The 25,111-nt window shown below is 67.2% G+C and carries 15 protein-coding genes and 1 pseudogene; 9 read left to right on the top strand and 7 right to left on the bottom strand.

Going from position 1 to position 25,111, the window contains the following annotated elements; genetic code table 11:
* The first annotated feature begins 82 nt into the window (after positions 1-82).
* Positions 83-1,801: a thiamine pyrophosphate-dependent enzyme gene (locus tag ACXI0D_RS03955; protein ID WP_432592314.1), complete on the top strand. Its 1,719-nt coding sequence runs from the start codon at positions 83-85 to the stop codon at positions 1,799-1,801.
* 655 nt (positions 1,802-2,456) lie between these two features.
* Positions 2,457-4,063, top strand: a pseudogene (locus ACXI0D_RS03950) (SulP family inorganic anion transporter).
* Positions 4,064-4,142: 79 nt separating this feature from the next.
* Here the strand turns inward: ACXI0D_RS03950 and ACXI0D_RS03945 are convergent.
* The gene (locus ACXI0D_RS03945; protein WP_101765969.1) at positions 4,143-4,853 is read right to left on the bottom strand and encodes a glutathione S-transferase; all 711 of its coding nucleotides are present in this window, start codon (positions 4,851-4,853) and stop codon (positions 4,143-4,145) included.
* Between the two features lie 170 nt (positions 4,854-5,023).
* Here ACXI0D_RS03945 and ACXI0D_RS03940 point away from each other — a divergent pair, with 170 nt between their 5' ends.
* Positions 5,024-5,845: a DUF3014 domain-containing protein gene (locus ACXI0D_RS03940; RefSeq protein WP_479642338.1), complete on the top strand. Its 822-nt coding sequence runs from the start codon at positions 5,024-5,026 to the stop codon at positions 5,843-5,845.
* A gap of 181 nt (positions 5,846-6,026) precedes the next feature.
* Entirely contained in the window at positions 6,027-8,612 is a 2,586-nt protein-coding gene (gene clpB / locus ACXI0D_RS03935; RefSeq protein WP_101765967.1) for an ATP-dependent chaperone ClpB, read from the top strand.
* A gap of 72 nt (positions 8,613-8,684) precedes the next feature.
* Here clpB and ACXI0D_RS03930 read toward each other — a convergent pair whose 3' ends face one another.
* From ACXI0D_RS03930 to ACXI0D_RS03920, 3 genes are all read right to left on the bottom strand, one after another.
* On the bottom strand, positions 8,685-9,485 hold the full coding sequence (locus ACXI0D_RS03930) for a MipA/OmpV family protein (RefSeq protein WP_014038243.1): 801 nt from the start codon (positions 9,483-9,485) through the stop codon (positions 8,685-8,687).
* A gap of 140 nt (positions 9,486-9,625) precedes the next feature.
* The gene (locus tag ACXI0D_RS03925) at positions 9,626-10,915 is read right to left on the bottom strand and encodes an ATP-binding protein (RefSeq protein WP_479642337.1); all 1,290 of its coding nucleotides are present in this window, start codon (positions 10,913-10,915) and stop codon (positions 9,626-9,628) included.
* On the bottom strand, positions 10,912-11,649 hold the full coding sequence (locus ACXI0D_RS03920; protein WP_075676450.1) for a winged helix-turn-helix domain-containing protein: 738 nt from the start codon (positions 11,647-11,649) through the stop codon (positions 10,912-10,914). The genes ACXI0D_RS03925 and ACXI0D_RS03920 overlap by 4 nt, the downstream gene beginning before the upstream one ends.
* 180 nt (positions 11,650-11,829) lie before the next feature.
* Between ACXI0D_RS03920 and ACXI0D_RS03915 the strand changes: the two genes are divergently transcribed.
* Positions 11,830-13,116 (top strand): O-acetylhomoserine aminocarboxypropyltransferase/cysteine synthase family protein, encoded by a 1,287-nt coding sequence (locus ACXI0D_RS03915; RefSeq protein WP_479642336.1) that lies wholly within the window; start codon positions 11,830-11,832, stop codon positions 13,114-13,116.
* A 491-nt stretch (positions 13,117-13,607) separates the two neighbouring features.
* On the opposite strand, the gene ybaL is transcribed toward ACXI0D_RS03915, so the two are convergent.
* Together ybaL and ACXI0D_RS03905 are read right to left on the bottom strand one after the other, a co-directional pair.
* Positions 13,608-15,305: a YbaL family putative K(+) efflux transporter gene (gene ybaL / locus ACXI0D_RS03910; protein ID WP_049443065.1), complete on the bottom strand. Its 1,698-nt coding sequence runs from the start codon at positions 15,303-15,305 to the stop codon at positions 13,608-13,610.
* 152 nt (positions 15,306-15,457) lie between these two features.
* Positions 15,458-17,845 (bottom strand): TonB-dependent receptor plug domain-containing protein, encoded by a 2,388-nt coding sequence (locus tag ACXI0D_RS03905; protein ID WP_479642335.1) that lies wholly within the window; start codon positions 17,843-17,845, stop codon positions 15,458-15,460.
* A gap of 336 nt (positions 17,846-18,181) precedes the next feature.
* On the opposite strand from ACXI0D_RS03905, the gene ACXI0D_RS03900 reads away from it, so the two are divergent.
* A complete protein-coding gene (locus ACXI0D_RS03900; RefSeq protein ID WP_075676456.1) occupies positions 18,182-20,047 on the top strand; it encodes an ABC-F family ATP-binding cassette domain-containing protein in 1,866 nt (621 codons plus the stop codon).
* Between the two features lie 73 nt (positions 20,048-20,120).
* Here the strand turns inward: ACXI0D_RS03900 and ampR are convergent, their stop codons facing one another.
* Positions 20,121-20,987: a LysR family transcriptional regulator AmpR gene (gene ampR, locus ACXI0D_RS03895; protein WP_119006699.1), complete on the bottom strand. Its 867-nt coding sequence runs from the start codon at positions 20,985-20,987 to the stop codon at positions 20,121-20,123.
* Between the two features lie 175 nt (positions 20,988-21,162).
* On the opposite strand from ampR, the gene blaL2 reads away from it, so the two are divergent.
* From blaL2 to ACXI0D_RS03880, 3 genes are all read left to right on the top strand, one after another.
* Positions 21,163-22,077: a L2 family extended-spectrum class A beta-lactamase gene (gene blaL2, locus ACXI0D_RS03890; RefSeq protein ID WP_479642334.1), complete on the top strand. Its 915-nt coding sequence runs from the start codon at positions 21,163-21,165 to the stop codon at positions 22,075-22,077.
* An 85-nt stretch (positions 22,078-22,162) separates the two neighbouring features.
* Entirely contained in the window at positions 22,163-23,392 is a 1,230-nt protein-coding gene (locus ACXI0D_RS03885) for a cation:proton antiporter (RefSeq protein ID WP_101765961.1), read from the top strand.
* A gap of 104 nt (positions 23,393-23,496) precedes the next feature.
* Entirely contained in the window at positions 23,497-25,053 is a 1,557-nt protein-coding gene (locus ACXI0D_RS03880) for an ArnT family glycosyltransferase (RefSeq protein WP_119006697.1), read from the top strand.
* The last annotated feature ends 58 nt before the right edge of the window (positions 25,054-25,111 follow it).

Here is a 25,111-nt window from a genome sequence, read left to right as displayed (position 1 = left end):
ATTCCCTCCGTCTCCTTTTTTTGCGGAAGCATCACTTCATCAGGTCTAGCCTCGGACGTTCCCCCGTTCGAGGAAGTATCCGATGAGCAAGCGCGTGGCCGAAATCGTGGTGGACGCCCTGCAGCAGGCCGGTGTCCGCCGTTGCTACGGCATCGTGGGCGATACGCTCAACCATGTGACCGATGCGATGCATGGCAGCGAGATTGCGTGGGTGCATGTGCGCCATGAAGAAGTGGCAGCGTTCGCCGCCGGCGCCGATTCGCTGGTGAGCGGCGAGCTGACCGCGTGCGCCGGTTCCTGCGGCCCCGGCAGCCTGCATTTCATCAACGGCGTGTTCGAGAGCAACCGCAACCGCGCGCCGATGGTACTGATCGCCAGCCAGGTGGTGACCAGCGAACTGGGCATGGAATTCCCGCAGGAAGTGGACTTCAAGGCGGTGTACGCCAGTTGTTCGGTGTTCTGCGAGCAGGTGCACAGCGCCGAACAGGCGCGACGCGTGGTCACGCTGGCCTGCCAGGCCGCGATCAGCCGCCGCGGCGTGGCGGTGGTGATCCTGCCGGCCGATATCAGCCAGGCCGAGGTGAAGCACGATGTGCCGTTCTCGGTGCACTACACGCAGCCGGTACTGCGTCCATCCGATGCCGAGCTGCAGCGCATCGCCGAGTTGTTGGGGCAGGGCAAGCGCATCGGCATCTATGCCGGTGCCGGGTGCCAGGGCGCGCACGCGCAACTGCTGGAGCTGGCCCGGCGCCTGCAGGCGCCTATCGCGCACACCTCGCGCGCCAAGGACTTCGTCGAGCCGGACAACCCGTACAACATGGGCATGACCGGCATCTTCGGCATCGAATCCGGCTTCCACACGCTGATGGAGTGCGACACGCTGCTGCTGCTCGGCGCCGATTTCGCGTGGGGCCAGTTCTATCCGGACAAGGCCACGATCATCCAGGTCGACCGTGATGGCAGCCACCTCGGCCGCCGCCATCCGGTGAACCTGGGCGTGGTCGGTGACATCGCACCGACGCTGGATGCCTTGCTGCCAATGCTGCCGCCACGCGAGGACAGCAGTTTCCTGGATGAATGCATCGAGCGTCGCGACAAGGCGCTGAAGAAGCGCGAGCAGGAAGAACAGCCGGGCGAGGGCGAGTTGATCCACCCGCAGCACCTGACCGCGCTGCTGTCGAAGTACGCAACAGACGACGCGCTGTTCACCGCCGACGGCGGCTCGCCGATGGTGTGGGTGCTGCGGCATATCCGGGTGAATGGTCGCCGCCGTACGCTGACCAGCCTGCTGCACGGCACGATGGCCAACGCGATGCCGCAGGCACTCGGCCTGCAGAAGGCGTTCCCCGGCCGCCAGGTGATTTCGCTGTCCGGTGACGGTGGCCTGGCGATGCTGTTGGGCGACCTGCTGACGGCGGTACAGGAGAACCTGCCGATCAAGGTGGTGGTGTTCAACAACGGCTCGCTGAATTTCGTCGAGCTGGAGCAGAAGGTGGAAGGCCTTCTGGACAACTACACCGACCTGAAGAACCCGGACTTCGGCCGCCTGGCCGAAGTGATCGGCTTCCATGGCCGAACGGTGACACGCAGCGAGGACCTGGAGGAAGCGGTGCAGGACTTCCTGGTGCAGCGCGGCCCGGCGCTGCTGGACGTGCATACCAGCCGCGCCGAGCTGGTGATGCCGCCGCAGATCGAGGCGAAGCAGGTGGCCGGTACGGCGCTGTACGCCGCCAAGGCCGTGTTGAACGGCCGCTTCGACGACGTGAAGCATCTGCTGGTGGACAACTTCCTGAAAAAGTAGGGGGTTGGTCGATGCAGGGCTGCGCCCTGCACCCGCCGAAACCACGGCAACCGCCGAAGCAAGATCAAAAGCAGGTTTGGCGTGGGTAGGCGAGGTGGATCCGGTTGCGGGGGACGCCGTAAACCCGTCCCTGGAGGCTTGGCCGCGGCATCCATGCCGCGGACACCCCCGCAACCGGACCCACCCCGCCTTCGACAGTTTCCTGCGATCTGTCGGAACGGCATATTGCACTGGTGGGTGTCGACCTTGGTCGACACGTTGGATCCACGCCATATGTGGATAACGGAAGAACGATCGAAATGATCTTCTGTAGGGCCGAGCCATGCTCGGCTCAGCGCGAAGCGACCCGCTTTTGCTTTTTGATCTTTTGATTCTCTTCCGTGGCTGGCACGCGCAGGAAACTGTCAGGGGCCGGTCGGGATGGGCTGCGCAGGACCGTTGGCGCCATGGATGGCGCCATCGAGCCCCCAGGAACGGGTTTACGGCGTGTCCTGCGCAGCCCATCCCGACCGGCCCAACCCAGAAATCGCTGTCCGCGACCAACCCAGCCACGAGGGGCCCCGCCGTTGGCTGGAACCCATCATTCCACGACGGAATTGGCGCGCTGGCCCCGCTGGGCCTACCATCGGCGGTCCCCACCCCCACCGCCCCTTCCATGTCCGCTCCCGCTTCCGCCGCACCGCGTCGCTGGTTCGTCGCTGGCGACTTCAACGGCTTCTTCGGCCTGGTCGTCGACAACCTCTCCATCCTCGGCTTCATCGCCATGGCCCTGGTCGGGATCTTCCAGTTCCCCGCCGACGTGGTGTTCGGCCGCATGTTCCCCGGCACCGCCTTTGGCGTGCTGGTCGGCAACCTGCTGTACACCCTGATGGCGCGCCGGCTGGCCGCGCGTACCGGCCGCGACGATGTCACCGCCATGCCGCTGGGCCTGGATGCACCCACCAGCATCGGCATGGCCCTGCTGGTGCTCGGCCCGGCCTTCCTCGCGTTCAAGCAGCAGGGCATGGATCCGCATGCCGCGGGCATCGCTACCTGGCAGCTGGGCATGGCTGCGCTGGTGATCATGGGCGTGCTCAAGTTCGTGCTGTCGTTCTTCGGCGAAGCGGTCACCCGCGCGCTGCCGCGTGCCGCACTGCTGGGTTCCATCGCCGGCATCGCGCTGGTGCTGATGGGCCTGCTGCCGCTGCTGGAAACGCTGCGCTCGCCGCTGGTCGGCTTCACCACGCTGGGCCTGCTGCTGTACGTGCTGATCGCCAAGGGCAAGCTGCCGGTGCGTGGCCCGGGCGTGCTGCTGGCCTTCGTGTTCGGCACCGTGCTGTATTACGGCCTCGGCCTGGCCGGCTTGGGCGCACCGGGCTTCCATGTGCCGGCGTGGGTGCCGCCGCAGGTGGTGCTGCCGCTGCCGACGCTGGGCTTCCTCGACGGCCTGCCCACCGCGATGACCTACCTGCCGCTGCTGCTGCCGTTCGGCCTGCTGATGGTGGTCGGTGGCATCAACGTGTCCGAAAGCGCGCGCGCGGCCGGCGATGACTACCGCACCCGCGACATCCTGCTGGTGGAAGCGGTGGCCACGCTGGTGGCCGGTGTCTGCGGCGGCGTGGCGCAGACCACACCGTACATCGGCCAGCCGGCGTACAAGCACATGGGCGCCCGCAGCGGCTACACGCTGCTGACCGGCCTGTTCGTCGGCATCGGCGGCATGCTCGGCATCATCTCCGGGCTGGTGCAGTGGCTGCCGTTGGCGGTGCTGGCACCGATCATCGTGTACGTGGCCATCGACATCACCACCCAGGCCTTCCAGGCCACTGCTGCGCCACCACACCGGCGCGATGGTGTTCGGTTTCCTGCTCGTCGGTGGCGTACCTGCTGGCGATCAAGGCGCCGGGCTGGATCGCGCCGGACCAGCTGCCGCAACTGCTGACCAAACTGGATGGCCACGGATTGCCTGAGCTGGCGGTGATCTTCACCCTCGGCAACGGCTTCATCATCACGTCGATGCTGTGGATCTCGGCGGTAGCCGCGATGGTCGATGGCCGCCTGCGCCGTGCCTGCGGCTTCCTGCTGGTGGCCGCAGGTCTGACCCTGTTCGGCCTGATCCATTCGGTGGATCCGCGTGGTGGCATCTACCTGCCGTGGGACCTGGACGGGCTGGCACGCATCATCAGCTGGCAGTTCGCCGGTGCCTACGTGGCATTGGCGCTGCTGCTGGGCCTGCTGTCACTGCAGAAGCAGGCGGTGAAGCCGCTGGGTGAGAGCCGCTGACCCCACGGTAGTGCCGGTCGCTGGCCGGCATGCTCATGGACCTCGGACGCAGTGTGCAGTTGCCGGCCAGCGGCCGGCACTACCGCTCCGCATCCAGCTCGGGGTAGTGGCGGAAGATGCCGTTGGTGTTGAACGGCAACCGCCGCGCCGAGGCCAGATAGGCGGCAATGTTGGGTCGTTTCGCCACCCGCTCCTGCAGCGCGCGCAGCCGGGGCAGGGTGGGGCCGAGCGCCTGCATGCGGCGCGGGAACATGTAGTCCAGCCCGCTCAGCAGCTGGAACAGCGACAGATCCACATACGAATGCTCGCGCAGTGCATGGCGTCCACCGTTGGCGGCCAGCACGTGTTCGAAGTAGCCCAGGAACTTCGGCAGTCGTTCGCTGCGCAGGGACGCGGCGCGTGCCTTGGCTTCGGTCTTCTGCTCTTCGTAGTACTTCGACGCGGCGATCGGATGGTGGGTGTCGTGCACCTCGGCCACCAGGTCGGCGATGGTCAGCTGCAGTTGCAGCGCCTGCAGCCGGCGTGAGGCGGCCTGCGGCACCAGGTCCAGCGACGGGCCGAGGAAATCCAGGATGGCCGCGACCTGTGCGATGACCTGGCGGCCCGCTTTGAGGAACGGCGGCGCGAAGGGCTGCGGGCCCTCGCTGCTGCCATCCAGGAATGGCTGCATCACCGCATCGCCGTGCACCCGTGCCATGTCGATGTAGTCGGCGCCGGCATCTTCCAGCGCCAGGCGCACGAACTCGCCACGACCCTGGATGCCGGTCCAGTAATACAGCGCGTACTGCATGGCAGCGTCTCCACAGGACAGAACTTATAGCCTCGCGCGGGCAGTGCAAAGCAGGCGTGAGCGCGGTTCTGGTGCAGGCCTGAACCCGAACGGCAGCGGAACAGGCGGGGAACCGGCTGCAATCGATGGGGTCACACCTTCTCCATGCGTGTGAAACGAGGTGCTGCATCATGCAGAGTGGAAAGGCGGTTTGGCCCTGGGTGCTGGGCGTGGTGGTGATCGGTGGCGCGGGTGGTTGGTTGTTCCGCGATCAGCTGAAGAGCCTGGCAGACGGTGTTTCGGTGCCGGTGCAATCGACCCCCGCCAGTACCGGCACACCGCCACAACCGACGGCAGCTGCAGAGCCCGCGCCGGCACCACCATCAATCAGGCATCCGCTGGATACCGAGGCCGCGGCGGATCCGGCACTGCCGAAGCTGGCTGACAGCGATGCCGCGGCCTGGGGCGCATTGAGCCAGCTGTTCCAGGGCGAGGGGCCGCTGACCCTGCTGCTGCGTGATCATCTGATCCAGCGCCTGGTCACCCAGGTCGACAACCTGGACAAGCCCAGCGTGCCGCCGACCGCGTTGGCCGCGCGCCCGCTGCCGGGCAACCTGCAGGTCGAGCCGGGCGAGGGTGGCGAACGCATCGCCGCCAGCAATGCGGCGCGCTATGCGCCCTACGTGCAGGCGTTCACTGCGCTGGACCCGGCGGCAACGGCTACCGCTTACAAACGCTTCTATCCGCTGATCCAGCAGGCCTATGTCGACCTTGGGCGGCCCGAGGGCTATTTCAACGACCGCCTGGTCACGGTGATCGACCACCTGCTGGAGACCCCGGAACTGGCCCAGGCGCCACTGGTGCAGCGCGATGAACGCGGCCGCTATCGATTCGTCGATCCCACCCTGCAGTCACGCTCGATCGGGCAGAAGGCCCTGCTGCGCATGGACCCGGCGCAGGCGCGGGCGGTCAAGCAGCAGCTGCGGGCGATCCGCAGCGCGATCACGCGCTGAGCCCGTCCACCGCACGGAACTGATCGGGATCAACGCGCCGACCACACCCGTTCCGGCATGCTGGCCACAGGCTGACTGGCCTCGGGGTGCAGTCGCAGCCACCCTTGAAACGGGGTGGGGCAACCGCATCTTTCCAGCATCGCCGGCGCGGGCCGGCCCTGATGACCGATGAGGATTCGCAATGCGGATGGACAAGCTCACCTCGCGTTTCCAGCAGGCGCTGGCAGACGCACAGTCGCTGGCCGTGGGCCGCGACAACAGCATCATCGAACCGGTTCACCTGTTCAGCGCACTGCTGGACCAGCAGGGCGGCAGCACGCGCCCGCTGCTGGCCCAGGCCGGGGTGAACGTGCCGGTGCTGCGCGAGCGCCTGACCGAGGCGCTGGACGCACTGCCCAAGGTGTCCGGGCAGGCCGGCAACGTCTCGATGGGCAATGACCTGGGGCGCCTGCTGAACCAGACCGACAAGCTCGCCCAGCAGAATGGCGATGCCTTTATCGCCAGCGAGTGGTTCGTGCTGGCGGCGCTGGACGACGGCGGCACGCTGGGCATGGCGTTGCGCGCCGCCGGTGCCGACAAGACCCGCCTGCAGGCCGCGATCGACAAGCTGCGTGGCGGCGAGAACGTGCAGTCGGAGAATGCCGAGGAACAGCGGCAGGCGCTGGAGAAGTACACCATCGACCTGACCGCGCGTGCCGAGAGCGGCAAGCTCGATCCGGTGATCGGCCGTGACGAGGAAATCCGCCGCACCATCCAGGTGCTGCAGCGCCGGACCAAGAACAACCCGGTGCTGATCGGCGAACCTGGCGTTGGCAAGACCGCGATCGTGGAAGGCCTGGCCCAGCGCATCATCAACGACGAAGTGCCCGAGGGCCTGCGCGGCAAGCGCGTGCTGTCGCTGGACATGGGCGCGCTGATCGCCGGCGCCAAGTTCCGTGGCGAATTCGAGGAACGCCTGAAGGGCGTGCTCAACGACCTCGCCAAGAGCGAAGGGCAGATCATCCTGTTCATCGATGAGCTGCACACCATGGTCGGCGCCGGCAAGGCCGACGGTGCGATGGATGCCGGCAACATGCTCAAGCCGGCGCTGGCACGTGGCGAACTGCACTGCGTGGGCGCCACTACGCTGGATGAGTACCGCAAGTACATCGAAAAGGACGCTGCGCTGGAGCGCCGTTTCCAGAAGGTGTTCGTGGGTGAGCCGTCGGTGGAGGACACCATCGCCATCCTGCGCGGGCTGAAGGAAAAGTATGCGGTGCACCACGGGGTGGAGATCACCGACCCGGCCATCGTTGCCGCTGCGACGCTGTCCAACCGCTACATCACCGACCGCCAGCTGCCGGACAAGGCCATCGACCTGATGGACGAGGCCGCCTCGCGCCTGCGCATGGAGATCGACTCCAAGCCGGAGGAGCTGGACCGCCTGGAACGCCGGGTGATCCAGCTGAAGATCCAGCGCGAGATGCTGAAGAAGGAGAAGGACGAGGCCTCGCGGCAGCGCCTGGCTGACCTGGAGAACGACATCGATGCGCTGGAGCGCGAGTTCTCCGACCTCAATGAAATCTGGAAGTCGGAGAAGGCCGCGCTGCAGGGTGCAACGAAGATCAAGGAGCAGGTCGAGCAGGCCAAGCTGGAGCTGGAATCGGCGCAGCGCCGCCAGGATTTCGCCAAGATGAGCGAGATCCAGTACGGCCTGCTGCCGCAGCTGGAAAAGCAGCTGGCCGCTGCGCAGGAGGCCGAACACAAGGACTTCAAGCTGGTGCAGGACCGGGTCACCGACGAGGAAATCGCCGAGGTCGTCTCGCGCTGGACCGGCATTCCGGTCAACAAGATGCTCGAAGGCGAGCGCGACAAGCTGCTGCGCATGGAAGAGGTGCTGCACAACCGCGTGGTCGGCCAGGAAGAAGCGATCAGGGTCGTCTCCGATGCCGTGCGCCGTTCGCGCGCTGGCCTGTCCGATCCGAATCGCCCGGCCGGTTCGTTCCTGTTCCTCGGCCCGACCGGCGTCGGCAAGACCGAACTGTGCAAGTCGCTGGCCGAGTTCCTGTTCGACAGTGCCGACGCGATGATCCGCATCGACATGAGCGAGTTCATGGAGAAGCACAGCGTCGCCCGCCTGATCGGTGCCCCCCCGGGCTACGTCGGCTACGAGGAAGGCGGTTACCTGACCGAAGCGGTGCGTCGCCGTCCGTATTCGCTGATCCTGCTGGACGAAGTGGAGAAGGCGCATCCGGATGTGTTCAACATCCTGCTGCAGGTGCTGGACGACGGCCGCCTGACCGATGGCCAGGGCCGTACCGTGGACTTCCGCAACACCGTCATCGTGATGACCTCGAACCTGGGTTCGCACCAGATCCAGGACATGAGCGCCGACGACAGTCCGGAGGCCTACACGCAGATGAAGGCGGCGGTGATGGGCGTGGTGCAGGCGCACTTCCGCCCGGAGTTCATCAACCGCCTGGACGACATCGTGGTGTTCCACCCATTGGACAAGCAGCAGATCAAGCAGATCGCGCGCATCCAGATGCGTGGCCTGGAAAAGCGCCTGGCCGAGCGTGGCTTGAAGCTGATGGTGTCCGACGCAGCGTTCGACCTGCTTGGCAACGTTGGCTTCGATCCGGTGTATGGCGCGCGCCCGTTGAAGCGCGCGATCCAGGCGCAGCTGGAAAACCCGTTGGCGCAGAAGATCCTGTCCGGCGCCTTCGTCAACGGCGACACCATCGAAGTCGGCAACGACGGTGGCCATCTGGTGTTCGCCAAGGCGTGAGTCCATCGGGGCGCTGCCTGACCGCAGCGCCCCGTTTCCTGTGAGTAACGCCGGGCCCGGCCCGGCGCGTCCTCAGAAGCGGTGTGTGTACCCGCTCATCAGCCCGAACTGGTTGGGTTTCTGCACGATCGGGCTGTTGGCCGCATCGCCGAGCAGGCGCGTGCCTTCGGCCGAGATGTACCAGTTGCCGTTGCGGCCCGCGCGGTGGCTCCACTTCAGGCCGACACCGGCGCTGACCAGGCCGGCCTTCGGTTTGTGCTCGGCGAAGCCCGTGCGTTTGGCCTGTTCCGGGCTGACGCCGTACCAGGTCTGCATGTAGCCACGGTTGCCGTAGTCGGTGGACACGCTTCCGCTGACCACGCCTCCGGCTAGGTCGAACAGCGGCAGGGTCAGGTTCAGGTGGATCTGCTGGGTGGCCAGGCCGTTCTCGGCCTTGTCCTCGTCCTTGCGGGTGAACTGCCAGGAGCCGCTCAGCACGGCTTCGCCCAGCGTATAACCAGCCGAGACACCGACCAGGGGACGGGTATCGATATCGCCCATGCCGCGCAGGAAGTCCGAACCGCCGAGCAGCGAGTCCTTGTCCTTGCGGATGCCGCTGGCGCCGACGTAGGCGCGCACGCGGGTGTGCTCGCCGAGGGCGGTGCCCCAGCCGATGCCACTGGTGCCCAGAAACCAGCCCCCCGGCGAGGTGACATCGAAGGACAGCGACGGCGTCGCACGATACTCCTCGCTGCCGCTGTAACGCGGGGTCACGCCACCACCGGCGGCGAGCTCGAAGGTCCAGTGGTCATCCTTGGCGTGGGCGATCGGCGTGGCAAACAGCGGCAGCAGGGCCAGGCAGAGCAGGGTGGGGGAACGGCGAAGCTGGGACATGGAAACTCTCGGCAATGGGAGGAAAGCAGCGCGCGCATCCGGCGAGTGCTGCAGGGTCGCCAGCGTGGCGATACGCCGGCGACCGATCCGTCCGCAGTTGTGCGGGAGTTGTAATCAACTGTAATCGCGGCCCAGCGCGTTCAGCTGGCAGCCAGCGGCCAGTGCATTTCCAGGCGTGCGCCGCCCAGCGTGGCGCGACTGATGCGCAGCTCGCCGCCGTGGCGGGCTGCAATGCGGCCGACGATGGCCAAGCCCAGGCCGAAGCCGCCGGTGTCGCGGCTGCGGCTGCCATCCAGGCGGGTGAACGGGCGCATCACCTTTTCGTGGTCGGCCTCGGCGATGCCCGGGCCGTCATCGTCCACGCGCAGGCAGGCGCGTCCGCCCACACCCACCAGCGACACTTCCACCTGCGAGCGCGCGTGGCGCAGCGCATTGCCGACCAGGTTGCTCAGCGCCAGCTGCAGCAGGCGTGGCTCGGCATCCACGCGCGGCAGGGCGCTGGGCTGCACGCGCAACACCAGGCCGGCACGTTCGGCATCGCGGCGGGCATCGGCCAGGCAGGCCTGCAGCCAGTCGTTGGCTTCAATTCGCTGCATTGGTTCGCCTTCGCTGGAATGCTCCAACCGTTCGTAGGCCAGCAGTTCGCTGACCAGCCGGTTGAGCTCGGCCAGGTCGCCGTGCAGGCCTTGTGCCAGGCGCGCGCGGCGTTCGCGATCATCACTGTCCTGCATCAGGTCCAGGCCGAAGGCCACGCGCGCGATGGGCGTGCGCAGTTCGTGCGAAATGGCGTGGGTGAGGTCGCGCTGGCGCTGCACCAGCTCGGCCACACGTGCGGCCATGCGGTTGGAATGGTCGACGATGACGCGTATCTGCGAGCGTGGCGAAACCTGCGCGCGCGCCTGCAGATCGCCGGCACCGATGCGATCGGCGTGCCGGCGCAGGGCTTCCAGATCGCGCCAGAGCAGGCGTACCCAGGCATACAGGCTGGCGCCGACCAGCAGCAGGATGCTGAGGTAGGCCGCGATGGTCATGTACATCGTCATCTGCACCGCGCCGGGCAGGCGCAGGTGCAGCCAGCGGCCGCCGATGCCCTCGATGGGCAGCAGCACCTGCTGGTACTGATCGCGCACGATGAAGCCATCGGCCTGCACGGCCGCCTGTTCCTGCCGGTCGAGCGCGGGAGGATTGTCGAGCAGGGTCAGGGTGATGCCGTAGTGTGGTTGCAACTGCTGCAGGCGCTCACGCTGCTGGCCGGCGTCCAGGCCCGCAAGGTCCCTGCGCAGGGCGTACACCTGCCCGCGTACCTGCTCCACGAACACGCGATCCTGCACGGGCGTGTAGATGCCATCCAGGATGTGGTTGAGGAAGAACACCGAGGCCAGGAAGCAGGCGCCGGTGACGAACCACAGCCACAGGAACAGCCGCTTCATTCCGACCAGGCCGCAGGATTGAACTGGTAGCCGCGCCCCCACACGGTCTTGATCCGCCGGGGTTCGCGCGCATCGTCGCCGAGCTTGCGGCGCAGCTTGCCGATGCAGACGTCAACGCTGCGGTCCAGGCCGTCGAAGCCGATGCCGCGCACCGCCTGCAGGATCTGGTCACGCGACAGGATCTGCCCGGGCTGGCTGGCCAGCAGCCACAGGATCTCGAACTCGGTGGTGCCCACATCCACCGCCGCACCGTGCAGATGCACTTCACGCTGCATGCGATCGATCAGCAGTTGCCCATGCATCAGCCGGCTGGGCGTGCCGGTGTTGCTGCTGCCATGGCGGCGGCGCAGCAGGGCGCGCAGGCGGGCCAGCAGCAGGCGTGGTTCGATCGGCTTGTGCACATAGTCATCGGCACCCGATTCCAGGCCCAGCACCTGTTCGATGTCGTCCTCGCAAGCGGTCAGCATCAGGATCGGCACATCGGAGAAGCTGCGGATCTGCCGGCACACATCGATGCCCCCGAGGCCGGGCAGCATCAGGTCCAGCACCACCAGTTCCGGGGCATGCTGGCGGCAGGCCGCACCGGCAAGGTCACCACGGGGCACGTGCTGCACGGCGAAGCCATGTTCGTGCAGGTAGTCGCTTACCAGTTCGGCCAGGCGACGGTCGTCCTCCACCAGCAGGACCGACGTGGGCGAACTGCTGGCAGGGGGAGTCCAGGGGGATGGCTGCATGCGTGGGGCCTCCGTGCCCGGGCAGGAGCGCCCGGCGGCGAAGCCTAGCAACGGCCCATGACGGCTGCCTGAATCGCGGCCAACCTGATAACCGCGGGTACGGACGTCATCGCCAGCGGCTTTCAGCGGCCGGCCCCGGCTGGCCTATGGTGGCGGTTTCCCCGGATGGAGCCTGGTGCAATGAGCGACCCGCAGTGGCAACTGGAAACCCTGGCCGTGCACGGCGGCTACCGTCCCGACCCGACCACACGCGCGGTGGCGGTGCCGATCTACCAGACCGTAGCGTATGCGTTCGATGACACCCAGCACGGTGCCGACCTGTTCGACCTGAAGGTGCCGGGCAACATCTACACCCGCATCATGAACCCCACTACCGACGTGCTGGAGCAGCGCCTTGCCGCGCTGGAAGGCGGCATCGGCGCGCTGGCGCTGGCCTCGGGACAGGCCGCGATCACCTATGCCATCCAGACCATCGCCGAGGCCGGCGACAACATCGTCGCCTCCAGCGCGCTGTATGGCGGCAGCCTCAACCTGCTGGCGCACACGCTGCCGCAGTACGGCATCCAGGCGCGCTTCGCCGACCCCGCCGATCCGTCTGCGTTCGCCGCGCTGATCGACGACCGCACCAAGGCGGTGTTCGTCGAATCGATCGGCAACCCGCGCGGCAACGTCACCGACATCGCGGCCATCGCCGAGGTCGCGCATGCCGCTGGCGTGCCACTGATCGTCGACAACACGGTGGCCACCCCGTTCCTGCTGCGTCCGTTCGAGCACGGCGCCGACATCGTGGTGCATTCGCTGACCAAGTACCTGGGCGGCCACGGCAACAGCCTGGGCGGTGCCATCATCGATTCGGGCCGCTTCGACTGGGCCGCACAACCCACGCGCTTCGCCCGCCTCAACCAGCCTGATCCGAGCTACCACGGCGTGGTCTATACCGAAGCACTGGGGCCGGCGGCCTACATCGGCCGCGCGCGCGTGGTGCCACTGCGCAATACCGGTGCGGCGCTGTCGCCGTTCAATGCTTTCCTGATCCTGCAGGGCATCGAGACCCTGGCCCTGCGCATGGAACGCATCAATGCCAATGCGCTGGCCGTCGCGCAGTTCCTGAAGGCGCATGCCAAGGTGGCCTGGGTGCGCTACGCCGGACTGGCCGACGACCCGGAGCATGCCGCCGCGCAGCGCTACCTGGGTGGGCACGGCTCGGGCGTGTTGACCTTCGGCCTGCCCGGTGGGCGCGAGGCCGGCGCGCGCTTCCTCGATGCACTGAAGCTGTTCACCCGCCTGGTCAACCTGGGCGATGCGAAGTCACTGGCCACCCATCCGGCCTCGACCACCCATCGCCAGCTGGATGCAGCGGAGCTGGCAAAGGCCGGTGTCAGCGAGGACACCGTGCGGCTGTCGATCGGCATCGAACACATCGGCGACCTGCGCGCCGACCTGGAGCAGGCCCTGGCCGGCGCCTGATAGCCGCACGCTTGGTGCATATCGCCACAGGCGATCACCACTGGCAACGCGATGCGCTACGGTGGAACTGCCTCTCCAAGGCAGTGGCAACGTGGCGATCCAGATCCCCGGTCGATGCGGGTCGACCGGGGATTTTTTGTTTCCCATGCACCGTTGGCCGGCATCCAACCCGGTAGATCCACGCCATGCGTGGATGTATCTCCATCGGAATCGAACATTCCGACATTTCATCGAACAGCATCCACGCATGGCGTGGATCTACTGCAGATCGCAGGAAATTGTCGAAGGCGGGGTAGGTCCGGTTGCAGGGGCGTGAGCGCCATGGATGGCGCGACCGAGCCTCCATGGACGGATTCACGGCGTCCCCTGCAACCGGACCCGCCCCGCCATCCCACGGAATGCCAGCTTTTGCTGTTGCCGTTGCCGTTGCCGTTGCAGTTGAAGTTGTCTCGGCAGGTGCAGGGCTGCAAGCCCTGCCGCACGCACACCCCTCACACCACCGGAATGCTGTGCTGCCCCAGATTCCGGTACGGCGGCGTGGACATGATCATCTCCGCCAGCGAATACGCCAGCTCGCGCTCGGCCATCACCGTGCCATCGGCGCCGTGCTCCAGCAGATGCTTCACTTCGGCATCGCTGTGCGCACGCGCCAGCAGGGTCAGCTCCGGGTTGATCGCACGCAGCTTGGCCAGCGCCTCGCCGGCTTCCAGCGGCTGCGGAATCGCCAGCACTGCGATCTTCGCGCGCTCGGGATGGGCCTCGGCCAGTACCCGGTCGGCGGCGGCGCTGCCACGGATCGCCGCGATGCCATTGGCATGCGCTCGCTCCACGTGGTCCTTGTTGTCATCGATCACCAGCACCGGTACGCCGCGATCCCGCAGCACCTGCGCCAGCTCGCTGCCGACCCGGCCGTAGCCGATCACGATGGCGTGCGCGTTCAGGTCACGCGACGGGCCGATGGCTTCTTCCGGCTCGGCCGGCTGCGGCTGCTGTTCCTGCTTGGCCTGCCAACGGTCCAGCAGGCCGAACACCAGCGGGTTGAGCATGATCGACACCAGCGCACCGGCCAGCACCAGCGACTGGCCTTCCTTCGGCAGGATCTGCAGTGCCACGCCGAGGCCGGCGATGATGAAGGCGAATTCGCCGATCTGCGCCAGGCTGGCCGAGATGGTCAGTGCGGTGCTGGTCGGGTGGCCGAATGCACGCACGATGAAGAAGGCGGCGGCCGACTTGCCGAACATGATGATCAGCACGGTGGCCAGCACCTGCCACGGGTGCTGGATGAGGATGTTGGGGTCGAACAGCATGCCGACCGAGACGAAGAACAGCACCGCGAACGCATCGCGCAGCGGCAGCGAATCATGCGCGGCCTTGTGGCTCAGCTCCGATTCGTTGAGCAGCATGCCGGCGAAGAACGCGCCCAGCGCGAACGAGACGCCGAACAGCATCGCCGAGCCGAACGCCACGCCCAGCGCGATCGCCAGCACCGACAGGGTGAACAGTTCGCGCGAACCGGTACCGGCGATACGTTCGAGGATCCACGGAATGACCCGGCGCCCGACCACCAGCATCACCGCCACGAACAGGCCCAGCTGCACGAAGGTCCAGCCGATGTCGGCCAGCACGCTGCCCAGCGAGTGCGATTCCTTGGCCGCGTCGGGGCCGAACACACCGGCCATCACCGGCATCATCACCAGCGCCAGCACACAGGCCAGGTCTTCCACGATCAGCCAGCCGACCGCGATCTTGCCGCGCATGGTCTCCAGCAGGCGGCGTTCCTCCATCGCCCGCAGCAGTACCACGGTACTGGCGGTGGCCAGCGAGAAACCGAAGATGACGCCATGGATGGCGGGCCAGCCCATCAGCGAGGCCACGCCCCAGCCGAGCAGGGTGGCCACGGCGATCTGGCCGATGGCACCGGGGATGGCGATGGCCTTGACCGCCATCAGGTCCTTCAGCGAGAAGTGCAGGCCGACGCCGAACATCAGCAGCATCACGCCCAGCTCGGCCAGCTGGTTGGCCAGCGCCTGGTCGGCGACGAAGCCGGGAGTGAACGGACCTACGCAGATGCCAGCAACCAGGTAACCGACCAGGGGAGACAAGCGGAGCTTGTTGGCCAGCGCGCCGAAGATGAAGGCGAGCCCGAGGCCAACGGCAACGATGTTGATCAGGTCGGTGTCATGGTGCATCGGCACTCGCAGGCAATCGGGGGTATCCCGATTTTCACCGATGAGGCCAGATACGGCAAACCTTAAATGCGAATGGGGTCAGATCCCTTGTCCCGAAGGAAAAGGGATCTGACCCCACCAGGGGATTGCCGGCCAGCGGCCGGCGCTACCACTTACCAGGTGTACTTGATCCGCCCGTAGACGTACGCGCCGTTGAAGCCGAACGGCGAGTAGTTGCTGTACGGCAGCATGCCGAAGGTGGAGTTCTGCAGGTCTTCGGTGCGGTCCGGGTACTCGTTCAGCAGGTTGTCGGCACCGACGGTCAGCGTCCAGTTGCTGCTCGGCTTGTAGCTGGCCGAGGCATCCAGCACCCACTTGTCACCGTAGGTCTGGTCGCGCAGCGCGGTGGCCGAGTTGCGCACGGTGAACTTGCCGTAGCGGGTGGCGGCCAGGCCCAGTTCCCAGTGGTCCGAACGCCAGGTGCCGCTCAGGATCGCCTTGTCGCGCGGGTAGCTGTCCTCGATGCGGCCGATCTCATCGCGGCCGATCAGCGACTGGTTCAGGCCCAGCGTGCCGAATACCGCCGGGGTGCCGCCGACGCGGCGCACTTCAGTGTCGTTGTAGCTGTACGCGGCGGTCAGTTCCAGGCTGCTGGCACTGAACGGCACCGTGTAGCTGGACACGAAGTCGACGCCACGGGTGCGCGTATCCAGGCCGTTGGTGAAGTACGAGAACGCGGTCACCTGCGGCAGGCCGAGCGTGGTCAGCAGCGCGCTGCTGGCGGCATTGGTGGTGATGCTCGATGACAGCGCGATGCGGTCGTCGATGTCGATCTGATACGCATCAACGGTGATGTACAGGCGGTCGACCGGCTGCAGCACCAGGCCCAGGCTGTAGGAGGTGGAGGTCTCGGCCTTCAGCGGCGAGGCGCCCAGTGCCTGTGCGGCCTGGCTGGTGGTCGGGAAGGTACCGCGCTCGACGAACACGCCGTTGGTGAACTGGCTGGTGACCGCCTGGTAGCCCTGCTGCGCCAGCGACGGAGCACGGAAGCCGCTGGAGGCAGTGGCCCGCAGCGCGACCTTGTCGGTGAACGCGTAGCGCGCCGACAGCTTGCCGGAGAAGCGGTCGCCGAAGTCCGAGTAATCCTCGTAGCGGCCGGTGATGCCGGCCGAGAACTTCTCGGTCAGGTCCGCTTCCAGACCCGCATAGACCGCGTAGTTGTGGCGGTCGGCATGCACTTCATTGGTGGGGGTGAAGCCACCGAAGCCCTGCGCGCCACTGCCGGTGTACGAGTTCAGCTCGCCCGGCTTCTGGTCCCACTTCTCCTTGCGGTATTCACCACCGAAGGACAGCGTGACCGGGTAGGCCAGGCCCCAGTCCAGCGACTTGGTCAGATCGGCGTTGAAGATGTCCTGCTGGTACTTCAGCGTGCCGTCGTAGAACGAGCGCGGGCTGGTTGCGCCGAGGCTGTAGTTGATGCTGTTGCGGGTGTGGAAGTCGAGGGTGTTCTCGCCGTGGTTCAGGCTCAGGTCCCAGGTCCAGCCGTTGTCGGTGTTGCCCTTGACCCCGGCCACCAGCGAGCGGTCCTTGGAGTACTGGTTGATCTCCGGCACGAAGCCGTCCGGGTAGGTCTGCGCCAGCAGCGCGGTCTGCCCGTTGTGGTTGCGCGAGCGGTAGAACGCGAACGAGGTGATGTCGCGGTTGCTGAGCAGCGCGCTGGCGTAGCCGGTCACGCGGTCGCTGAAGTCGAAGCTGGCATTGACCGAGGCAGCGGTGGCATCCACGCGCGGGTCGCCGACGATGAAGGTCTTCTGGCCGATGCTCGGGTAGTTGCCGGTGTTCGGGGTGGTGCCGCGGTACGGGCCGGCACGGTTGCTCTCGTCCTGCTGGCTGATCTGGCCGGCCACGTGCACGCGGCCACGGCCGTTGCCGAACTCGACGCCGGTATCGCCGGAAAGCTGGTACTTGTTGCCGTCACCGGCCGAGTACTGGCCGTAGTCCACCGCCAGGCTGCCGCCACTGCCGCTGCCTTTGAGCACGATGTTGATGACGCCGGCGATGGCGTCCGAGCCGTACTGCGCCGACGCACCGTCGCGCAGCACTTCCACGCGCTCGATGGCGGCGATCGGGATCGCGTTGATGTCCACTGCCGACGAACCACGGCCGATGCTGCCGTTGACGTTGATCATCGCCGAGGTATGGCGGCGCTTGCCGTTGACCAGCACCAGCACCTGGTCCGGCGACAGGCCGCGCAGCTGCGCCGGGCGCACGCCGCTGGTGCCGTCGGTCAGGGCCGGGCGCGGGAAGTTCAGCGAGGGCAGCGCGCGCGACAGCGCGGTGGCCAGTTCGCTGGTGCCGGTGGACTGCAGGGCTTCGGGGGTGATGATGTCGATCGGCGACTGCGATTCGGCGACCGTGCGGTCGGCCACGCGGGTGCCGGTGACGATAACCGTGTCCAGGGTGTTGGCGGCGGTGCCGGTCTGCTGGGCAGCGGCGACGAACGGAGAGCCACCGAGTGCGACAGCGACGGCGGCGGCGATCAGGCTGGTCTTGCGGGTCATCGGGATGGGGCTCCGGTTGGCGGGGGGCGGCACCGGAATCGACATCACGGGGGTGAGGCGGACGGCGGTTGTTGCGGTGCGCAAAGCAGGAATTAACGGGATATTCAGTGGCTGTCAAATGCCGGTCATCGGGAAAAACGTTGCAGCAGCAACCATTTAGCCCGGATCGGCACTCGTGGGGAGGGGGCCCGGGAGGCGCGCGGCGAGGACGCGGGAGAGAGGAACGCCAGCCGCCGCGCATCCCGGGGCGCGTCAAGTATTCGTTAACGCTAGAATTGCGTCGCAGGAACAGTGCTCACCAGCACATTCCATTCGGTTATATGGACGCCTTCCCCCATGATTTCGCTTCGTAATTTCGCCTTGCGCCGCGGCGAGCGGCTGCTGTTGTCCAATGTCGACCTGACCCTGCATGCCGGTTACCGGGTGGGTGTGGTCGGCCGCAACGGTGCTGGCAAGTCCAGCCTGTTCGCGGCGGTGAAGGGCGAGCTGGAGGCGGACAAGGGCGATGTCGACCTGCCCGGTAAGGTGCGCATCGCCAGCGTTGCCCAGGAAACCCCGTCGCTGCCCGACCCGGCGCTGAGCTTCGTGCTCGGCGGTGACATCGAGGTGGCCGCGGTGCTGGCCGCCGAGGCCGACGCGACCGCCCGCGAAGACTGGGAAGCGGTGGCCGAGGCGCACACCAAGATGGCCGAGCTCAATGCCTACGACGCCGAAGCGCGCGCCGGCAAGTTGCTGCACGGCCTCGGTTTCCCGGCAGAGACCCACCACCGCGCGGTGTCCTCGTTCTCCGGCGGCTGGCGCGTGCGCCTGAACCTGGCGCGCGCGCTGATGATGCCCAGCGACCTGCTGCTGCTGGACGAACCGACCAACCACCTGGATCTGGACGCGGTGTACTGGCTGGAACAGTGGCTGCTGAAGTATCCGGGCACCCTGCTGCTGATCTCGCATGATCGCGAGTTCCTCGACAACGTGGCCACCCACACCCTGCACCTGCATGGTGGCGGCGCCAAGCTCTACCCGGGCGGCTACACCGACTTCGAGCGCCAGCGTGCCGAACAGCTGCGCCAGCAGCAGATCGCGCACGAGAAGGAGCAGGCCGAGCGCGCCCACCTGCAGAGCTTCATCGACCGCTTCAAGGCGCAGGCCAGCAAGGCGGCGCAGGCGCAGAGCCGCATGAAGCGCCTGGCCAAGCTGGCCGGCACCGAAGCGGTGCGTGCCGAGCGCGAGTTCCGCATCGAGTTCGCGCCGCCGGCCAAGCTGCCGTTCTCGCTGATCCGCCTGAACCACGTCGAGGCCGGCTACGGCAAGGACGCGGTGATCCTGCACAACGTCGGCTTCGGCCTGGAAGCGGGCCAGCGCATCGGCCTGCTCGGCCCCAACGGTGCCGGTAAGACCACCCTGGTGAAGACCCTGGTGGGCGAGCTGGCGCCGATCGTCGGCGAGCGCATGGCGCACCCGGACCTGAAGATCGGCTACTTCGCCCAGCACACGGTGGAGTCGCTGCACGAAGGCCAGTCGCCGATGGAGCATTTCCGCGAGATCGCGCCGGACGCACCGAACCAGTCGTTCCGCGATTTCCTTGGCAAGTGGAACTTCCCGGGCGACCGCGCGTTCGAGCCGGTCGATGGTTTCTCCGGCGGCGAGCGCGCGCGCCTGGCGCTGGCGCTGATCGCCTGGCAGCAGCCGAATGTGCTGCTGCTGGACGAACCGACCAACCACCTTGACCTGGAAATGCGCGAAGCGCTGGCCGAAGCACTGGCCACCTTCGAAGGCGCGATCGTGATGGTCTCGCATGACCGCCATCTGATCGGCCTGGTCTGCGATACCTACTGGCGCGTGGCCGATGGCGTGGTCGAGCCGTTCGACGGCGACCTGGATGCGTACGCCGCATGGCTGCGCACCCGTCCGCAGGCGCAGGGCACCAAGGCGCGCATGGAACAGGTGGAAGAGCCGGTGGTGGTCAAGACCGCCCCGGTGGCGCAGGTGGTGCAGAAGAAGCCGGTGAACCCGCACAAGCTGGCTGCCGCCGAGGCCAAGGTGGCCGAGCTGGAAGGCGCGGTGGCCGAGCTGGACCGCCAGCTGGCCGACCCGGCCAACTACGCCGACGCCACCCGCATGGCAGTGATCGGCCGCGACCGCGAAACCGCCGCCGCGCAGCTGGAAAAGGCCGAAGCCGCCTGGATGGAGCTGCTGGAGTCCTGACTCCGCGAAAAGGGGACGGAGGGGATTAAGTCGTATGTGCACATACGACTTAATCCCCTCCGTCCCCTTTTTGTTATGTGCCCTGCGCCTGCAGCCACTCGCGGAAGCGCTTGGCCGGCTCGCGCTCGGCGCGCGAGCGCAGCCGCGTCAGCCAGTAACGGCCCAGCTCCAGGGTGGTGCCGAAGGGCTGCAGCAGGCGGCCTTCGGCCAGTTCCTGCTCGAACATGCGCAAGGGCAGCAAGGCCACGCCGGCACCCCCGGCGGCAGCCATCGCCACCGTCAGCGACGAATCAAACACCGGCCCGCGGGCTTCCACGCCGCTGACCCCGGCTGCCTGCAGCCAGCGCGGCCATTCGTCGCTGCGGTAGGAACGCAACAACGGCAGTGTGGCGAGGTCGCGCGGTTGCTTCAGTCGCCGCGCCAATGCCGGGGCGCACAGCGGTGTGAACGGCGCATCGAGGATCGCCGTGCAGGCCTGGCCCTGCCAGTCGCCATCGCCGAAGCGGATCGCCAGGTCCAGCCCTTCGCCGGCCAGGTCGATGCGGTTGTTGTGGGTCTGCAGGCGCAGCTCGATGTCCGGGTGCGCGGCCTCGAACGCCGCCAGCCGTGGCAGCAGCCAACCGGTGGCGAAGGTGCCGACCACGCCCAGCGTCAGTACTTCGCGGGCCGGCCCGCCGGTGTAGCGCGCGATGCTGGCCGAGATGCGCTCGAACGATTCGTTGAGTACCGGATACAGCGCCGCGCCCTCGTCGGTCAGCGCCACGCCGCGCGGCAGGCGATGGAACAGGCGGATGCCGAGCCGGTCCTCCAGCCCCCGGATCTGGTGGCTCAGCGCGGCCTGGCTGACGCACAGCTCGAGCGCGGCACGGGTGAAGTTCTGGTGGCGGGCGGCGGCTTCGAAAGCGCGCAGCGCGTTCAGCGGCAGGGTCGGGTGCAGCATCGGAAAGCCGTGAGCCAGGGTGATGGCTGATCCTACCCGTTCACTGAGGAATTTCGTAAATCTCAATGAGTTGATTGCGACAGGTATGAATTCAACTTATGGCTTGCCTTGATTTTTCGCGCTGTTCGGCTGCAGTGGAGGCGCCAATAATCGAGCGGTCACCAGGAGAACCCCTATGCTCGCCCGTCGCCGATTCCTGCAGTTCAGTGGTGCTGCCGTTGCTTCCTCGCTGCTTGCCCCGGCGTTGGCGCGAGCTGTTGCCCCTTCGTCCGGCACACCCGCCGCGAACGCCGCCATTGCCGGCGCCGCCGATTTCGCCGCGCTGGAGAAAGCCAGCGGTGGCCGCCTGGGCGTCACCGTGCTGAACACCGGTAATGGCCGTCGCATCGGCGGGCATCGGCAGGACGAGCGCTTCCCGATGTGCAGCACGTTCAAGTCGATGCTGGTTGCCCATGTGCTGAGCCTTGCCGATGCAGGCCGCGTTTCGCTCGACACCCGTGTGCCCATCGCCGAGCAGGATCTGCTGTCCTACGCCCCGGTGGCGCGCCGCCATGTGGGCAAGGACCTGACGGTGCGCGACCTGTGCCGGGGCACGCTGACCACCAGCGACAACACCGCGGCCAACCTGCTGCTGGACGTGGTGGGCGGGCCGTCGGCGCTGACGGCATTCCTGCGCGGGCAGGGCGACAGCGTTACCCGCAATGACCGCAACGAGCCGGACGTGAATCTGTTCGCGAAAGGAGACCCGCGCGATACCACCAGCCCGGCCGCGATGGCCACCAGCCTGGCCCGCTTCGCGGTGGGCAATGGCCTGCAGCCGGTATCGCGCCAGCAGTTCGCCGATTGGCTCATCGACAACCAGACCGGCGATGCCTGCCTGCGCGCCGGGCTGGGCAAGCGCTGGCGGGTGGGGGACAAGACCGGCAGCAACGGTGATGACACGCGCAACGACATCGCCGTGCTGTGGCCGCATGCGGGCGGCGCGGCGTGGGTGGTCACCGCCTACCTGCAGGGCGCATCGGTCGATGACGATCAGCGTGCAGCGGTGCTTGCACGGGTGGGGGCGCTGGCCGATGCGATGATCGGATGAGGTAACCGGGGTCATTCGAAAATGGCTTGCCGGATCGGTCGGGCACGCGCATCCTGCGCGCGTTCGAACCCCACGGAAGACCCCGATGAGCCATGAGTTGATCTACCTGCTGCTGATCTTCGCGCTGCTGGTGATCCCGCGCGCGCTGCAGCGCTTCAGCCTGCCGGCGCCGCTGACCTGCCTGCTGTTCGGCATCATCGGCATGCTCTGGCTGGGCGACCAGGCACACGACGCGGTGATCGGCCTGCTGGCCACGCTGGGCATTTCCTCGCTGTTCCTGTTTGCCGGCCTGGAAGTGGATCTGCAGGCGTTGCGCCGTGGCATGTGGCCGCTGCTGGCGCACCTGGTGATCCGTACCGGCACGCTGTTCGGCGTGGGCTGGCTGGCCTGGCGCTACGCGGGGCTGCCGTGGCAGGCCGCCGGGCTGCTGGCGCTGGCGCTGCTGACGCCCTCCACCGGCTTCATCATGGATTCGCTGTCGCGGCTGGGCCTGAGCGAAGACGAGCGGTTCTGGGTGACCAGCAAGGCCATCGCCGGCGAACTGCTGGCGCTGGCGGCGTTGTTCATCGTGCTGCAGGCCGGCGACCCGGGGCACATGGCGCTGTCCAGCCTGGCCCTGCTGGCGATGATGGTCGGCCTGCCGCTGCTGTTCATCGCGCTGGGCCGCTGGGTGGCGCCGCACGCGCCGGGTTCGGAGTTCTCGCTGCTGGTCATGGTCGGCATGGTCGCGGCGTACATCACCTATCTGCTGGGTGTGTATTACCTGGTCGGTGCCTTCATCGCCGGCCTGGTCGCGCGCCTGCTGCACCAGCGCATGCCGCTGCTGGCCTCGCACGAGAACCTGCATGCGCTGCGCCTGTTCGCCTCGTTCTTCGTGCCGTTCTACTTCTTCAACGCCGGCACCAAGGTGCCCAGCGAAGCACTGAGCTTCGAGGCGCTGGGGCTGGGCATCGTGATCACCCTGGTGGTGCTGCCGCTGCGCATCGGCGTGGTCTGGCTGCAGCGCCGGGTGATGTTCGGCGAGAGCTTCCGCAGCAGCCTGCGGGTCTCGCTGGCGCTGGCCCCGACCCTGATCTTCACCCTGGTGCTGGCGGCGATCATGCGCGAGCGTTTCCAGATTCCGGCGGTGCTGTTCGGCGCGCTGCTGCTGTATGCCGCACTGACCACGCTGTTGCCGTCGCTGGTGTTCCGCACGCCGTTCGACGTCGATCCGGTGGAGCAGGAACCGGCGGGCGAGGGCGAGTCCGCGCCGGTCGCGGCCACCGAAGTCATCCACGCCGCGCCGCTGAAGGCGCCGCTGCCACCGCAGGGCTGAGCCGCAGCCGCGCGCAGCGGCTTGCACTCGCGTGCGCCAACACAGACACTGCGCGCCCGTGAAGCGCGCCCTGTCGTGGGCGGCCACAGTCAGGAGCAACAGGCGTGACCCAGGAAAGCAACCCAGACCGCAGCCTGTTGCCGGGCAAGATCCTGTTGTGGTTTTCGGCGGTCGCGCTGCTGATCCTGCTGGTCTGCAGCTGGTCGATGCCACCGGTCGATGCTTCCGGTTTCCGGCAGACGCAGACTGCACTGTCGATCGACTGGTTGCTGCGCGGTGGCCCCTGGCTGGACTACGTGACCCCGGTGCTGGGCGCACCCTGGTCGATTCCATTCGAGTTCCCGTTCTACCAGTGGTTGGCGGCATTGCTGTCCAGCATCACCGGCATGAGTGCCGACAACAGCGGGCGGCTGGTCTCCACCGTCTTCCATGTCGGCTGCATCTGGCTGGTCTACCGCACGCTGCTGGCGTGGCGCCCTGACCGCACGCTGGCGCTGTGCGTGGCCGGCGCCTTTGCCGTCTCGCCGTACGCGCAGTTCTGGGGGCGCTCGGTGATGATGGAGTCCAGCGCCGTGTTCTTCGGCCTCCTCTTCGTCTGGGCGATGGCACGCCTGCGTAGCCAGTCGCGCGCGTGGGTGGGCCTGGTCGCCATCGTCGCAGCCGTGCTGTCGGCGGCCATCAAGGTCACCTCGTTCTTCGGCTTTGCCGCGTTCGTTGCGCTGGCCTTCCTGTGGCTGGCCCTGCGCGAGCATGGCTGGCGCCCGCAGTGGCTGCAGCAGCATTGGCGGCTGCTGTTCTGGGGTGGCCTGTCCGCGCTTGCCGTGCTGGCCACGCTCAGCCTGTGGCTGCAGCATGCCGACGCGCTGAAGGCGCAGTCGGCGCTGGGCCAGCACATCACCTCCGATGCGCTGTCCGCGTGGAATTACGGCACCCTGCAGCAGCGCCTGGATCCGGCCACCTGGTGGGGCACCGTGTTCAAAAAGCGCTTCTCCGGTGCGATCGGCTCCAACTGGATCTTCCTGATCTTCGTCATCGCCGGGCTGTGGCAGAAGCGCACGCGCGTGGCGGTGGGGATCCTGCTGCTGGCCTACCTGGCGCCGTTCCTGGTCTTCACCAACCTGCACATCGCCCATCCCTACTACCAGGCGGCCAACATCGTGTTCGCCACTTCGATCATCGGCCTGGTGCTGTGGTCGACGGTGCTGGCGGCCGAAGCGGCGGGCAAGCCTCGCCGTGGCGTCGCCCTGGCGATCTTCCTGTGCGTGCTGTCGGTGGGCTTTGGCCTGGTGAAGTCGCTGAAGGACATCAAGGAAGCACGCCAGCCGACACCGGTTTCGCAGATCGCCGATGTCATCCGCGCCGGTACGACGGCGCAGGGCGTGGTGATCGCATTCGGACAGGACTGGTCCTCCGAACTGCCGTATTTCTCCGGCCGCCGCGCCGTGATGATTCCGGACTGGGCATCGGACGACGTACTCGCATCGCTGGCTGCAGATGACGCGGCACTGGGTGGATTGCCGCTGGCCGCACTGGTCAACTGCCCCAACCAGCTGGGCAGCAGCCCCGAGCGCGTGCAATGGCTGGCCGAGATCACCCGCCGCTATGCCGCCGGTGGCCAGAAGCAGGAGCTGGGTGGCTGCGAGGTCTGGCTGCACCCCTGAGGTGACGTGGCCGGTCCGCGCGGTTTGCGTGCTCCGGCCCGGGTGGTTAGGGTTGGGG

Source organism: Stenotrophomonas sp. C9D9 (assembly GCF_056491205.1).
Note: the sequence above shows the minus strand (reverse complement) of the source record. Positions and strands in the feature narration are given on the sequence as shown.